Consider the following 14,191-nt stretch of genomic DNA (forward strand, 5'->3'; position numbering starts at 1 on the left):
GACTTACTCCTCAAATGATGGGTCGGTGCGGCGCAATTTCCTAAGTAATGCAGGCCATGCGATATCGCCGTTCGCGCCTCTGGTCACTTCCTCTGAGGCAGCTTGAATGCCTGCCAGTATTTGTGGGTGTATTGGCGTCAGTGCACTGCCACCGCTTTGCGCCTTGATTTGAATCTCGCAAGCTCTTTGCATGATATACATATATAAGAACGCATTGGCAACGGTGTCAGCACAAGTTAGCAGACCATGGTTGCGCAAAATCATAAAGTGCGCATCGCCCAAATCATCAACCAAACGAACTTTTTCTTCTGGGTTTAAGGCGACACCTTCATAGTTATGATAGGCCAAATTAGAGAGCGGAAATAATGACTGCTGCGAGATAGGCAGTAGGCCTTGCTCTTGGGTCGCAACCGCAACACCATCGTTTGTGTGCAAATGGATAACACAATGGGCGTCATGGCGGGCTTCGTGCACAGCACTATGAATGATAAATCCGGCTGGATTGACGTTGTATTCTGAGGGTGCTACTTTTTCGCCCGCTTTATTGACTTTGACCAGACTAGAGGCGGTAATCTCTTCGAATAACATGCCATAAGGATTGATTAAAAACTCATCTTCAGTGCCAGGTACACGGGCAGAGATGTGCGTGAATACCAAGTCATCCCAACCATAAGAGGCAATGATTCGATAGCAAGCAGCAAGATCTACACGCATTTGCCACTCTTGTTCGCTCATATTATGGTGTACACTCGATGTTGAATCTGTTTGTATTGTGGTGTGTTGCATAGCTGTTTGCATAGTGTCATCCTTTACGTTTTTAGATATCCTGAATGAATACTCTACACCATTTTTTACACCCAAATCTGTCAAGAACCTTACACTTATGAATATCAATCATCATTTACATGCAGACCCATGGTTTACTCAGTTACCAGCTGATATACAGTCGCTACTGGCACATGCGGCGATGCTGAAAACATACCAAAAAGGTCAAATGATTCATGCGATTGGCGATAGTAAAGATGCCGCGCTGCACTTTATTTTGGCAGGTACGATTAGAGTATGTAATGTCAGCGCGAGCGGACACGCCATGACATTGACGCACTTATCTGATGGCGAATGGTTTGGCGAGATATCTATTATCGATGACAATCCGCGTACTCACGATGCGTGGACCATCAACGAAGTCACTCTGATCTCTATTCCTAGACATGTGGTTATTCAAACCGCACAGCTACACCCTATCTTGTATAAGCACCTTGCACTCATCACCTGTGCACGCATTCGCAGGGCATTTGAATGGATCGATGATGCGACCTCACTAAATACCTCAGCACGATTGGCCGGTATGCTCATTGGTCTTATTGAGACTTATGGCAAACAGATAGGCGATGACATCAAAATAGATCTGCGTTTATCACAAGAGGAGCTTGGGTTTATGCTTGGCACGACCAGACAAACCATCAATAAAATTATTAAATCGTGGCAACAGCAATCACTCATCGACATGCACTATGGCTTTATTACGATAAAAGACAAATCTCAATTAATGGCGATGATGAATCCTGCATCATAAAAATAACGATAAAATCTGTCATTGCTCGCTCAGCAAAAAATAGCTAAGAAAAACATCCAACACTTCGCACTTCGCACTATTATCAACATCAGCACAGCTACCTTAACATCTTCTTAACAGCCCCCTTGTTATGGTAAGGAATGGCCCCTCCTACCATTCTGTTGAGAAGTATGTGTATGTCAATATCTCAAGTCATCAAGACCAATGTGCTAAAAATCAGAGTGCCCAATGCCAATAAAAAAAGCAGCTATCTGAGCAAGCTCTACGATCGCGAGGTGAATCTCAGTTATCTGCTGATCATCGTTGCCTTATATTTGGTGGCGACTGCCAATATCGGTTTTTTTGAGCAGGTACTCACTGTCTATCCATTTAGTCAAAACACCGGCTTTATATTATCGATTACAGGCTTATTATTTGGAATGATGTGGCTGGTATTACAGATTCTTTGCTATCGCCCGATTGCCAAGCCAGTCTTAATTGTGCTGCTGATCACTGCCGCCATCTGCGGTTATTTTACCGATGCTTATGGGACGGTATTCGATACCAATATGCTGATCAATAGTATGGAGACCGATCAAGCAGAGGCCATGGGGTTATTCGCACCCAGTATGGTCATTCGACTGCTGTTATTGGGCGTATTACCGGCGTTTATTATTAGTAAAATTCATCTAAAGTGCTTTACTTGGCAACGCAGTATCTTACAAAAAACAGCCACGTTGATACTGTCTGTTGCACTGATCGCAGCTTGTCTTTTACCATTTGGTGATCAGTACGCCAGCTTCTTTCGTCAGCATAAAGAGGTACGTTCTTATGCCAACCCGATCACGCCTATTTATTCTATGATTAAGCTTGGTCAAAATTATGTCGATGAGCTGCGTCGTCCTGATACCTTTACGCTGCATGCGACAGATGCAAAGCGAGTCGCCCCTGCTAACAGCATTAATAACAGCGTCAAACCCAAACTCATGGTGTTTGTGGTTGGTGAAACGGCTCGAGCGGATCACTTTGGTTTGAACGGCTATACACGTAACACCACACCGCTACTCGCAAAGCAATCAGACCTCTATAGCTTTAAGGATGCGGTCTCTTGCGGTACCTCTACCGCCTACTCTGTGCCTTGCATGTTCAGTTATGCAAATCGAGAAAGTTATGATATCGATACCGCCGAATACAATGAAAACGTACTCGACACCCTACATAAGCAAGGGGTCAATGTCGTTTGGCGAGACAACAACTCTAGCGCTAAAGGCGTAGCTGACCGTGTCACTTTTGAGGATTACAAATCATCAGACACCAACCCCAACTGTGATGTGGAGTGCCGAGATATCGGTATGCTCGATGGTTTTGACAAACTTGTGACATCAGGCAACTCACAGAAAGAGACACCCAAAGATACGCTTATTTTGTTGCATCAGATGGGCAATCATGGGCCTGCCTACTATCAGCGCTACCCTAAAGCATTTGAAGAATATACACCGGTCTGTATGACTAATGAACTCTCTAAATGTGATGCGCAGTCAGTGATAAATGGCTATGATAATGCCATTCGCTATACCGATTATTTTTTAAATAGCGTGATTGATACTTTAAAACCTTATGAGCAAGATTATGATGTGGTGATGGTATATATTAGTGATCATGGAGAGAGCTTGGGCGAAAACAATATTTACTTGCATGGCCTACCCTATAAGTTTGCCCCAGATACCCAAAAACACGTGCCAGCCGTCATTTGGTCGCCTAAAAGTAATCGTATCGATGCAGATAGCCTCTCTAGTATGGTAAATTCACCCGTGTCGCATGACTTTATCACACCGACATTGCTGACGTTTTTTGGTATCATAACCGATGAAGTTAAAGCAGCACCGACCTTTTTTAAAATGAATAACTAGATCTGTTTTTACATTGCTTTATCGTTTTAGGCAATAGCCATCTTTAAGGTAGTCACCCTCATGTATAAGATACTCGTCATTGAAGACAACCCCGATATCGTGGCCAATATTTATGCTTTTTTTGAGCCCAAGGGTTTTGAGCTGGACAACGCGCACAATGGCTATAGCGGACTCACACTGGCGGCAAGCAATCGTTATGACGTGATATTGCTGGATGTGATGCTACCCGGCATGGATGGCACTAAGCTATGCAAAAAGCTCAGAGAAGAGTTGCATGATAAAACCCCTGTGCTAATGCTCACCGCGCGCGATACGATTTCGGATAAAGTGGCAGGGTTTGATAGTGGCGCTGATGACTATCTGGTCAAACCCTTTTCATTGGTTGAGCTGGAGTGTCGTATTAAGGCGCTGATACGTCGGACCGACGACGAACATTTTATACACAGTATCGCCGTCGGTGCACTGTCGCTAAACAACAGTGAACATACCATTATGCGCGAAGGCACCGCTCTCAAGCTCACACCAACTGGATTTAAAATACTACATGTTTTGATGAGCGCCGCCCCGCGTGTCGTCAGTAAAACTGAAATCGAAGAAAAAGTATGGGGACAGGATATCCCTAGTAGTGATGCGCTACGCACCCATATGCATAGCGTGAGAGCACAGGTCGATAAGCCATTTGAGCAAGCCATGATAATCACTGTGCCGGGTGTTGGTTACCAAGTGATTGATCCAAATAAATCAGAAAGCGCTATAGTATGACTGAAAGGATAGCATCGCATACGACTTGCTATCACTCAACATAACGACCGCCTACTTCTATTAAGTACCTCCATACTATGTTCAATATAGACTCGATAGCCAATAAGTTTCGACTGTCCTACTTCATCTTTGCTTTGTTACTATGCGGCGCTTTTGTCAGCATTTTTTTGTACGCAGAAAGCCGAATAGAGCAGGATTTGGTCAAGGCTCGTCTGTTGCAGCAGCTTGATCTCAGTCAAGAAAAATACGGCGATCAGCCTATTTATACTGCCGATCCAGGCATCAAGATTTACCGCTACGATGCTGCCCCTGCCAATCTACAAGCGCTCGCAACTGATACCGTAAAAGAAACAGCCGTCACTATCCATAAAGGGGACAGTCAAACTCGTACCAACCTTCACCTGTTTGCGTATCAGCAAGGCGATCAAGCATATATTTTGACCTACCTAGAGGACAATGAGATAGTGATGAAAAACTATCCTGTCTTGGCGATATTTGAGCATTTAGAAGACATATTCGCCGATACGCTCAGAGTCGCTGTGGTCTTGAGTTTATTGATTGCGGCGATCTTTTCTCAGTTGTCTGCCAAACAAATCATTAAGCCATTACTGGACTTAAAACAAGCCGTCGAGACCGATCATAAAAACTTAACGGAGCTGACGCACCTGCCTTCTGAGGTTGGTGTGTTGGCGCGAGCCATCGATGAAAAAAACCATAAGCTGGAACAATACCTAAAGCGCGAGCAGCTGTTCACAGGTGATGTCAGTCATGAATTGCGTACACCTTTGACCATCATTATGGGTGCCTCTGAAGTGCTGGCATCACAGTTAGCAGCAGACAGCCATCTAAACGAATTTACCAATCGTATCAGTAATACGGCCAAAGAAACCTCTGAGATTATCACCGCCTTGCTATTGCTATCACGCGCGCCCGAAAAGTTAGACGCACCGCAAACATACATCAATAGCATTGCGGTAGCCGAAGTGCAGCGACTGAATTATTTGCTGCGCTATAAGACCGTCACTTGTCAGGTCATCGCTGAGCAAGAATACAGCGCTTATGTGCGCCCTGAGCTCCTAAAAATGGCATTGGGCAACTTGATAAAAAATGCGTTTCAGTACACCGATGATGGTGAGGTAATCGTGACTATCGATGACCAAAAAATCACAGTAACGGATACAGGACTTGGCATACCTGAGGTGATGATGCCGTTATTGTATGAGCGGTTTGAGCGATTAACGCATGACTATCAAGACGAGGGGACAGGCACAACATTGTCGCCAGAGCATGATATCAATCACAAAGTTGAGGGCTCAGGCCTAGGGCTCAGTATCGTACAGCGCATCATGTCACATATGGGCTGGCAGCTAACGCATCAAGCCAACTCATCAGGTGGCAGCACCTTTAGTATTCATTATAAATAGCCCTTTATTATAAGTAACCACCTCATTTCTATGCATTTGGCGATTATCGTCATTTATCTCACTTGGTTTTGATCTCTTAACGCTTTCTTAATCTCTGTCCTCTTATACTCAAACCATATTGATTTGGTGTGATTGTCGGTTCGATCACCCAAAACCAATGTGGCTTGATATTCACAGACCATTGAGAATGCATATGAATCACATCACTCCTATGACACTGATCAGAAAAAACAAGACAGCTGATCACAGCCCAGAACAGCGCCGTCATATCGAAACTGCTCACGTCGAAACGACTCATATTGAAACTGTTCATGTCAAACAAACAGCTCTTAGTGACGGGCTAGCACCTGATAGTTTTGCCAGTCATGCCAAAGGTAACACTGGTCTTTACCGAATTATAAAAGCTGCCAGTTATTCTTTAGACGGGTTTAGAGCTGCCTACAAATTCGAGGCCGCTTTTAGGCAAGTGGTTTGGCTCAATCTTGTACTGCTGGCTGCGGTCATCGTCATGCCTCTTGCGCTTGGTATAAAGATGATGCTCGTCGTCGCTTCTTTTTTATCCTTGATTGTCGAGCTGCTTAACACCGGTATCGAAGCCTGCGTCGACCATACCTCAACCGCCCAGCACCCTCTCGCAAAGATCGCTAAAGATGTCGGTTCTGCTGCGCAATTTTTGGCATTGGGTCTCTTAACCATCTTATGGTTAATGGCGCTGTCAGTCTTTTTATAATTGCCTGTATTTTTACAGTTATTTGTTTTTTTATAGTAGCGCGCAGCGAATACGTTAGCATTTATCACCACTTAATATACGTTATCAGGTGTCTCAATGACTTTAGAAAAACACTCAGCGACTTGGGACTGGCTAAAATTACTGTGCGTGACTATCATGGCCACATTGGTTTTTGAGCACAGTCAGTTAGACATACGCATCAGCAAGCTTTTTTATACCAATGGTCACTGGCTGTTAGAAAAAGGCGCGCAGCCTTATGCCTTTATTTTTTATGATTTGCCCAAAGCATTGCTGATCTTACTGGCTGTATATTTGATAGTTGTTTTAATCATTAAGTATAGACAACCTTTGCCTGATCTTGCCTCAAAGCAGCGCAAGACAATCGACCCATTTTTGATTCCTTTACTCGTTCGTGAGATTGGCTATCTACTGATTATATTGGCGATTGTCCCAGCAACCATTGCCACGCTCAAAGGTGTTACTCATATCAGCTGCCCAAATGACTTGGTTATGTTCAATGGTGACTTGCCTTATCTCAACCTTTGGCAAAACATAGTGGCAGCAACGCCAGCCAGATGCTTTCCAGCGGCGCATGCCAGCGCAGGGTTCTCGTTATATGGATTGGCGTTTTTACCGACGCTAAGAAAATACCGCTATCAGATATTTACCGCCGTCATGGTCTTAGGATGGACAATGGGACTGTATAAGATGCTGTTTGGTGACCATTTCTTTAGTCATACGTTGGTCTCTATGCTGCTGTCATTAACTATCGCCTGCGCGCTCGCCTCTTTTTTCTTTAGAGACTCGATAATGAAAAAAGCCACAAGCGCCAATACCAACAAAAGACATGCCGACATCAACCTATCTAGCATTGAAACATCCAATACTTAAAACGGGCTTGTTGGTATAGACATAACCGATGACGATGGTTTTACCAAAATAGCACTACTAACTATTTGAAAAATAATGTATAAATAATTAATAATCATTGGGTTATTATTAAGCAAACGCATGGATGGCGCTTGTGAATAAAACGCTCTATATCGGTAGTCTACAAAGGAATGTAGCGATGCGCTTGTTGTCTAATAAGCTCAAAATCTCGTGTGTTTATACCTTGGTGATGATGCCATTACTACTAGTAAGCGTGACCAAGAACAGTCATGCCGCTAGCTACGCCATCAACCCTGCCAGCACTCACATTCGGTTTGCCATCGAACGCCTCAATACCTTTGCCACGACTGGTGGCTTTTATGATATCAAAGGTCAATTGCAATATGACCCGAGCCTAAAGACAGGTGACATCTCACTAATTATACCGATAGACTCGCTCAATACCGGCAATCCTTCTTTTAATAAAAGCCTAACGGGGCCTGATTTTTTTGATGCAAAAACTTTTCCTTTGGCGCAATTTAAATCAACGAAATGGTATTTTAATCAAGACAGAACAAATCCACAGCTAATACGAGTAGATGGTCAGCTGACATTGCATGGTGAGACGCACCCTATTAGCCTGACGGCCACCAAGTTTGACTGCTATCTAAGCGCACGTCTAAAAAAAGACATTTGCGGTGGCAATTTCACCGCGACGATTGATCGTACCAAATGGAATATAAACAAATTTGTCTGGTTTGGATTGACCAAAAACCTGAATTTAAATATTAAAGTCGAAGCCGCCAGACAGTAGCGATTTTAATATCGCAACATTGTTTTTTGATAGTGATCAGTAGCGATTTGTAGAGTGCTCAAAAAGGGAATAGTAATGATTAATCAGCACCATAAGGATATTATGAAGCCACTTTTTGTAGGCATGCCAGCATGGTCATTTTCTTTGGCCATGACATTAACATTGGGGCTTAGCGCAACCTCTACGATAGCAATGGCAGATACGGTCAGTCTTCCAATAAACACTTTGCCCAGTCGAATAAGCCTACCCAATGTCAGTCATGCTAATAGCGCGCTTGCCAACCGCGGCGCGTACGTGGCTCGCAGCGCTGACTGTATGGCTTGTCACCGTGAAGACTACAGCGGCGGTGTGCCGATTGAAACCCCTATTGGCAATATTTACTCGACCAATATCACACCGTCGACACGCTATGGTATTGGCAGCTATACTGAGGCAAGTTTTAAAAAAGCCTTACGCAAAGGCCGCGCCCCAAATCATCAGATATATCCTGCCATGCCCTATCCGTCTTATCATGGCATGACGGATGAAGACATCAGTGCCTTATTCGCCTATTTTCAGACAGTACCTATCGTAGATAAACCACCTGAAAAAACCACGCATCTGCCTTTTCCATTGAATATCAGAAGACTTATGCTGGCATGGAATGTCATCAATGTGCCGTCTACCGAAAACCGCTCAGGCCTGACCCAAACCCAGCAGCGCGGTGAGTATCTGGTCAATAACCTAGAGCACTGTGGCACCTGTCATACTCCGCGTAACTTGACCCAAGGCCTCGATAAAGACCGCTACTTATCAGGTGCGCCTCTCGGCAAATGGTTTGCACCAAATATTACACCTGACAACGACACGGGTATCGGTCTTTGGAGCGAGATGGATATTGTGACCTACCTGCGTACAGGCATGCTTAATAAGCGAGCTTATGCGGGTGGACCGATGGCAGAAGCGGTAGCGCATAGCACGCGCTATCTCACTGATGAAGACTTGAGTGCGATGGCCTCGTATCTAAAAATCGTGCCAGCCATCAAGACTGACGACTATCTAATACCCGTCAATGTGGCTCGCCTACCTCAGCCAGTCAGTAACTCGATTACTTATAATTTGCTAGAGCAAAAAGGCTATTTAGCTAAGGCGAAAGCCAATACGTATCATGTCACTATTAGTCAAAACAGCAGAATGGAAAATAGTCATTCATCAAAATCTTTATATTTAGCTCATTGTGCCAGTTGTCATGGCGTCGATGGTTACGCTCAACCTGATGCCCGCTATGCCTCTATTGTGGGTTTGAGTAGCATCCGCCGCGCAAAACCTGATGCGCTCATTGGTGTAATTGCGTTTGGTGCAAAAGGCGCGTTCAATACCGCCCCAAAAATGCCGGGGTTTTCAAAAGATTTAAGCCATGCGCAAATTGCTAGCATTACCAACTATGTACGAGTAACGTTTGGCGGTCTACCAAGCAGCGACGTCAGCACGGCGGATGTGACACGCGTAACAAAAGAAAAAAGCTAGCTATAGTTGAGTTCAAATAATTTCGATACAAGGAAACCGAGTGCCAGCTATACATTAGTATGGTTAGCTAGGATGACGATGTAGCGGATTTATATGGATTTGACTATACAAGGAATAAGTCATAACCATCGCTTTTTATAATAATGTAAAGACTCAGCACGATAAGGATAATCATATGAATGACCTGCTTGAATCACCCACGCGGCGGCAATTGCTCTCCATGATTGGCAAGACGGCAGGCGCGACCGCGATGTATCAAGCCATGACCACGTTGGGGTTTGCCTCCGAGTCGAGCTTTCAGCAAGAAATGACGCTCAAAGGTGCGCCCTCCGGTGCCAGCATCGTGATTTTGGGTGCAGGATTGAGCGGTCTTACTGCTGCTTACGAGCTACGTAAAGCGGGCTACAAAGTGACTGTACTCGAATATCAAAACCGTGGCGGTGGACGTAGCTGGACACTCAATAGTGGTGACAAATATACAGAACTGGGCGGTGCGACGGTCACTTGCGACTTCAAAGAAGGCAATTACTTTAATGGCGGACCGTGGCGATTGCCCGTGCATCATTACGCGGTCTTTCACTACTGTAAGAAGTTCGATGTGGCATTGCAGCCCTTTATTCAGACCAATGACCGTGCGTATCTGCATCGTACCAACCACTTCGATGGTGCGCCGCAGCGCTTGGGTGAAGTACAGAGCGATATTCGCGGTTATGTGTCAGAGCTACTATCTAAAGCTGTGAACAAAGGCAGTCTCGATAGTACGGTCAATAAAGAAGACAAAGAAAAACTACTCGAAGGTCTCAAAGGCTGGGGCGTCTTGGATACCAACTACCGCTACGTCAAAAGCACTGAAACCGGTAAGCATCGCGGCTATAGCGTATACCCTGGTGGTGGTCTGATGCCGGATGCAAGGCCATCAGCGCCTATACCGATGGACAAGTTATTAGACTCCGGCATATGGTCGGACATCTATACCAACTACACCGTGCACGTGCATCAACCAGCAATGTTTCAGCCGGTTGGCGGTATGGGAAAGATCGGTGATGCTTTCACACGCGTGTGCCGCGATATGATCACATTCAATGCCAAAGTCACCAAAATCAATCAAGACGAGACGGGCGTCACCATTGACTATGTCGATAGCAGCAGCCCTGATAGTGCTGCCAAAACCGTGCGCGCGGACTGGTGCATTTGTACCATTCCTCTGTCGATATTGACGCAAATCGACATCAACGTTTCCGCTCCGATGAAACAAGCGATGGCAGCCGTCCCTTATGAGAGCTCTTATAAAGTGGGTTTGGAATTCAATCGGCGATTTTGGGAAGAAGACGAATGGATATATGGCGGTATCAGCTATACCGACATGCCCATCTCGCAAATCTCCTACCCGTCACAAGATATGTTCACCACAGGCTCAGGCGTGCTACTTGGTGCGTATGGGTTTGGGGAAGCTTCCTATAAATTTAATTCGTTGACACCTAAAGAGCGTATCAGCGCAGCTCTCGCCTACGGCAAACGCATCCATCCGCAATATACCAAAGAGTTCCGCTCTGGCACCTCAGTCGCATGGCACCGTATCCCTTGGTCGCTTGGCTGCTACGGTATCTGGAGCGAGTCCAGTCGTGAGCAGTATTACGACACGCTATGTGAGATTGACCACCGTATCGTACTGGCAGGTGAGCATTGCTCACATATTCCTGCGTGGCAAGAAGGCGCGATACTATCAGGTATGGATGCTGCCAAACGCTTGCATCAAAAGGCCAAGAAACTTGGATAGCCAGCTTTTGAGCAATGAGGTTTGAATAACAACTCTGCCGTTCAAGCAAGGATGATAATAATGAGAGTAAGGGCATTAGGAATATCAGGGAAATCTATAAATATGGTGACATCAAACTCAATCAAACCATTTAGCCCACTCAGATCAGGCAAAGCGATAATGACGCTCATTGTTAGTGGGTCGATAGCGTTAACAACGTTGTCAGGCTGTAGTCAGAATAGAACACAAAATGCAGCTACTATTGCTAGCCAGCAAACAGCGCCAATGGTATTTGACAACCGTTTTGACAATCAAGCCAGTCGCAATCAGGGCGCATGGGGCGGTGTCTATATGTCAAAACAAGCATTGGCGAAACCCGCCATTAATATCGTCGATGTAGACTCAATACCAAAAATGCTCGATGACGCCAGCTTGCAGAAATGGCTTACTAAGTTTGAAGGCAGTACACAAGGCAAAACGGGGTTTTTGACCATCAATGGTAAGAAGCTCTACGACGACTCTTGTGCAGGTTGTCATATGCAAAAAGGCGAAGGTGCACAAGGCGCAGGCCACTATCCACCACTGGCCAACAACAGCAAGATGCAATCAAAGTATTATATTATCAGTGTAGTTATCAATGGCCTGCGCGGTATGCCCTCTTTTCATCGTATGATGAATGACGAACAAATAGCAGCCGTCACGCAATACGTGCATAGCGATTTAAATACCTTCACGGATATAGTGACTGCTGCTAATGTTGCGCAATTACGTCATGAGTTTCCACCCGGATCTGATCCTAGTGAATGAACTAGTTGCGACTCAAATTTATTTAGGCGGGACAGAATACGTGCCGACCACATGAGCCACCATGTCATCACATCCTTCTGAATAGAGAGAGACCTCCCCAACTATCAGCGTACGCCCTACTTTCATTAAGGTGCATTTGGCGATAATACGCGCTTCTGCTGAGGGCTTACGCAAAAAATTGATGGTCAGACTCGTGGTGACAGTCAATGGAACAATGCCAATTTTTCCGAGGATGGCGACGTAGATAGCGACATCAGCAACGGCCATCATGACAGGTCCTGAGACGGTACCACCGGGACGCAGCTCATCTATACCAATATCGTGTGATAAGGTCGCACCTTTTTCACTGACAGTCTCGACGATGCATTTGGTTTGTGGGAACTCGAGTGCCATAAAGGCGTTGATTTCTTCTTTGGTTGCAGACATAACACTTCCTTGTATGAATATTTTGCTTCCATAAATACCTACATAGTCAAATCTATATAAATCCGCTACATCGTCATTCTCGCTAACCATACTACTGTATCGCTTGTACTCGGCTTCCTTGTATCGAAATTATTCAAACTCAACTATAGACAGCTTACCTGACACTAAGCAAAGTGAAAGGACGACGAGTAATAGATTTAGCAATATTAGGGCATGTTTAATTTATGACAGAGGATTGACTATATTAGGGTGCTACTGGTGTCCCTTCTGTACTAAACGCAAAGCCCTTATTGCTAAAATTACCAATCATGATAGCTTCAATCACTGGTTTGACAGTATCATCCACACCCTCGACATCAATAATAAAATTGGCACCAGAGCCGCCACTATCGTCTTCTTTTTCAATGATATAGTTCAATGTCGCCATTGGTGGTAGCTTGATCGGACTATCGATGTATGATTTTACAAAATCGCCATTGGTATTGTAGTAATCAATTTTATTGATATACAGAGGGTTTTTTAGGGTGGTATTGCGTATGCTAAGCGTGGCAGACAACAATACTTTTTGGTTCTCACTATCAGAATAAATATCTGAATAAATAGGCACATAAAAAGTCTGTTGATAGCCCAGTTTACTATGATCTGGTTTGTCTGTCACCGCAAGCTCAGCAATCGGATCTTGGTGCTTTTCTGAAAACATCACATTTGGGTCTTGTGCCGATTTATCGCACCCTGATAGCAATACTGTCATAGCGATTAGTAGAACAGATATGCGGTATTGACTCATAAACTTCCCCTCTATGTTATCTTCTTAGCACCATTGCAGACCGTTATTTGATTTTCACACCCACACTACGTAAGAACTGATTAATGTGTTTGTTATATCCATAAATAACCAATACATCTTTGTCTCGCAATAGTTGCTCAGGCATCGCCAAACCTTGAATACTAGGCTTGCTCTGTGTGCGACCAAAGCTGTCTTCATAATACTCATAGCGCAATGTACTAAGCAATCGGATATTGAACTTTTGCTCTAACTGTAACTCATCAACGGTCCTACCAATCAAAACGTTTGGAATTTTAATCTCTACTATACTGAAGTTGTCACTCAGCTCAAATGAATCAATAAAGTAGCGTAACGACAAGCGTTTGGCCCAGCGAGTGGCAGCTTCTTTTTCAGGATGAATAATGTCATCCACACCGATGGCTTGCAGAACTTTTTCATGCAGCGGATTGATACTGCGGCTGATCAAACGTTTCGCTTTTAGCGTTTTAAATAGCGCGGTTGCCATGACGTTTGCGCCTTGGTCTTCTCCAATCGCCACGATAACAATATCGGTATCAATGATGGGTAAGCCGCTGACGGTATATTCGTCTGTCGCGTCCATACATAGGGTATGAGAAATCACTTCTTTATAGGCTTCGACCCTTTGCATACTGCTGTCAATCGCAATCACTTCATGACCTTGACTGGTCAACGCCGACCCTAGCGATGCCCCAAAATTCCCCAATCCTACGATGATATATCTCATAACCTTAACGACCTTTTTTAGTATTTTTTTGCTAGCATCTGCTTATTAGCGCTTCTGTCTTAGTGCTTCTTTATAGTGCGTCTTTGCTCGCTTTAAGCA

The 14,191-nt window shown here is 44.6% G+C and carries 14 protein-coding genes; 10 read left to right on the top strand and 4 right to left on the bottom strand.

Features of this window, described 5'->3' with window-relative positions:
• Positions 1–3: 3 nt before the first annotated feature.
• Positions 4–798 carry a class II aldolase/adducin family protein gene (locus tag IP485_RS07810; RefSeq protein WP_265090939.1) on the bottom strand — a complete coding sequence of 265 codons (795 nt, stop codon included), beginning with the start codon at positions 796–798 and terminating at the stop codon, positions 4–6.
• An 85-nt stretch (positions 799–883) separates the two neighbouring features.
• Here IP485_RS07810 and IP485_RS07815 point away from each other — a divergent pair, with 85 nt between their 5' ends.
• The 10 genes from IP485_RS07815 to IP485_RS07860 all read left to right on the top strand — a co-directional run bounded on the left by IP485_RS07815 (position 884) and on the right by IP485_RS07860 (position 12,134).
• Positions 884–1,576, top strand: a complete 693-nt coding sequence (locus IP485_RS07815; RefSeq protein ID WP_198326764.1) for a Crp/Fnr family transcriptional regulator — start codon at positions 884–886, stop codon at positions 1,574–1,576.
• Between the two features lie 176 nt (positions 1,577–1,752).
• Positions 1,753–3,465 carry a phosphoethanolamine transferase gene (locus IP485_RS07820; protein WP_198326765.1) on the top strand — a complete coding sequence of 571 codons (1,713 nt, stop codon included), beginning with the start codon at positions 1,753–1,755 and terminating at the stop codon, positions 3,463–3,465.
• Positions 3,466–3,525: 60 nt separating this feature from the next.
• Positions 3,526–4,227, top strand: a complete 702-nt coding sequence (locus tag IP485_RS07825) for a response regulator transcription factor (protein ID WP_198326766.1) — start codon at positions 3,526–3,528, stop codon at positions 4,225–4,227.
• Between the two features lie 77 nt (positions 4,228–4,304).
• Positions 4,305–5,651, top strand: a complete 1,347-nt coding sequence (locus tag IP485_RS07830; RefSeq protein ID WP_198326767.1) for a sensor histidine kinase — start codon at positions 4,305–4,307, stop codon at positions 5,649–5,651.
• Positions 5,652–5,949: 298 nt separating this feature from the next.
• Complete coding sequence (locus IP485_RS07835; RefSeq protein ID WP_320159129.1) at positions 5,950–6,381, top strand: diacylglycerol kinase; 432 nt, start codon at positions 5,950–5,952, stop codon at positions 6,379–6,381.
• Positions 6,382–6,477: 96 nt separating this feature from the next.
• Positions 6,478–7,272 carry a PAP2 family lipid A phosphatase gene (locus IP485_RS07840; protein WP_198326768.1) on the top strand — a complete coding sequence of 265 codons (795 nt, stop codon included), beginning with the start codon at positions 6,478–6,480 and terminating at the stop codon, positions 7,270–7,272.
• Positions 7,273–7,405: 133 nt separating this feature from the next.
• A complete protein-coding gene (locus IP485_RS07845) occupies positions 7,406–8,065 on the top strand; it encodes a YceI family protein (RefSeq protein ID WP_320159128.1) in 660 nt (219 codons plus the stop codon).
• A 150-nt stretch (positions 8,066–8,215) separates the two neighbouring features.
• Entirely contained in the window at positions 8,216–9,571 is a 1,356-nt protein-coding gene (locus IP485_RS07850) for a c-type cytochrome (RefSeq protein ID WP_413787025.1), read from the top strand.
• A gap of 175 nt (positions 9,572–9,746) precedes the next feature.
• A complete protein-coding gene (locus IP485_RS07855; protein ID WP_198326769.1) occupies positions 9,747–11,348 on the top strand; it encodes a flavin monoamine oxidase family protein in 1,602 nt (533 codons plus the stop codon).
• Positions 11,349–11,507: 159 nt separating this feature from the next.
• Positions 11,508–12,134, top strand: a complete 627-nt coding sequence (locus IP485_RS07860; protein WP_198326961.1) for a c-type cytochrome — start codon at positions 11,508–11,510, stop codon at positions 12,132–12,134.
• An 18-nt stretch (positions 12,135–12,152) separates the two neighbouring features.
• On the opposite strand, the gene IP485_RS07865 is transcribed toward IP485_RS07860, so the two are convergent.
• The 3 genes from IP485_RS07865 to IP485_RS07875 all read right to left on the bottom strand — a co-directional run bounded on the left by IP485_RS07865 (position 12,153) and on the right by IP485_RS07875 (position 14,092).
• A complete protein-coding gene (locus IP485_RS07865) occupies positions 12,153–12,560 on the bottom strand; it encodes a PaaI family thioesterase (RefSeq protein ID WP_198326770.1) in 408 nt (135 codons plus the stop codon).
• Positions 12,561–12,804: 244 nt separating this feature from the next.
• Positions 12,805–13,347 (bottom strand): DUF3124 domain-containing protein, encoded by a 543-nt coding sequence (locus tag IP485_RS07870; protein ID WP_197176016.1) that lies wholly within the window; start codon positions 13,345–13,347, stop codon positions 12,805–12,807.
• Positions 13,348–13,390: 43 nt separating this feature from the next.
• Positions 13,391–14,092, bottom strand: a complete 702-nt coding sequence (locus IP485_RS07875; protein ID WP_198326771.1) for a potassium channel family protein — start codon at positions 14,090–14,092, stop codon at positions 13,391–13,393.
• Positions 14,093–14,191 lie beyond the last annotated feature (99 nt).

It is taken from the genome of Psychrobacter sp. NG27, assembly GCF_016106655.1.
Lineage (GTDB): Bacteria > Pseudomonadota > Gammaproteobacteria > Pseudomonadales > Moraxellaceae > Psychrobacter.

Excerpts from the sequence above, each read along its gene's own strand:
- IP485_RS07810 (WP_265090939.1), bottom strand. The coding sequence starts at position 798 with ATGCAAACAGCTATGCAACACACCACAATACAAACAGATTCAACATCG.
- IP485_RS07815 (WP_198326764.1), top strand. The coding sequence starts at position 884 with ATGAATATCAATCATCATTTACATGCAGACCCATGGTTTACTCAGTTA.
- IP485_RS07820 (WP_198326765.1), top strand. The coding sequence starts at position 1,753 with ATGTCAATATCTCAAGTCATCAAGACCAATGTGCTAAAAATCAGAGTG.
- IP485_RS07825 (WP_198326766.1), top strand. The coding sequence starts at position 3,526 with ATGTATAAGATACTCGTCATTGAAGACAACCCCGATATCGTGGCCAAT.
- IP485_RS07830 (WP_198326767.1), top strand. The coding sequence starts at position 4,305 with ATGTTCAATATAGACTCGATAGCCAATAAGTTTCGACTGTCCTACTTC.
- IP485_RS07840 (WP_198326768.1), top strand. The coding sequence starts at position 6,478 with ATGACTTTAGAAAAACACTCAGCGACTTGGGACTGGCTAAAATTACTG.
- IP485_RS07850 (WP_413787025.1), top strand. The coding sequence starts at position 8,216 with ATGACATTAACATTGGGGCTTAGCGCAACCTCTACGATAGCAATGGCA.
- IP485_RS07855 (WP_198326769.1), top strand. The coding sequence starts at position 9,747 with ATGAATGACCTGCTTGAATCACCCACGCGGCGGCAATTGCTCTCCATG.
- IP485_RS07860 (WP_198326961.1), top strand. The coding sequence starts at position 11,508 with ATGACGCTCATTGTTAGTGGGTCGATAGCGTTAACAACGTTGTCAGGC.
- IP485_RS07865 (WP_198326770.1), bottom strand. The coding sequence starts at position 12,560 with ATGTCTGCAACCAAAGAAGAAATCAACGCCTTTATGGCACTCGAGTTC.
- IP485_RS07870 (WP_197176016.1), bottom strand. The coding sequence starts at position 13,347 with ATGAGTCAATACCGCATATCTGTTCTACTAATCGCTATGACAGTATTG.
- IP485_RS07875 (WP_198326771.1), bottom strand. The coding sequence starts at position 14,092 with ATGAGATATATCATCGTAGGATTGGGGAATTTTGGGGCATCGCTAGGG.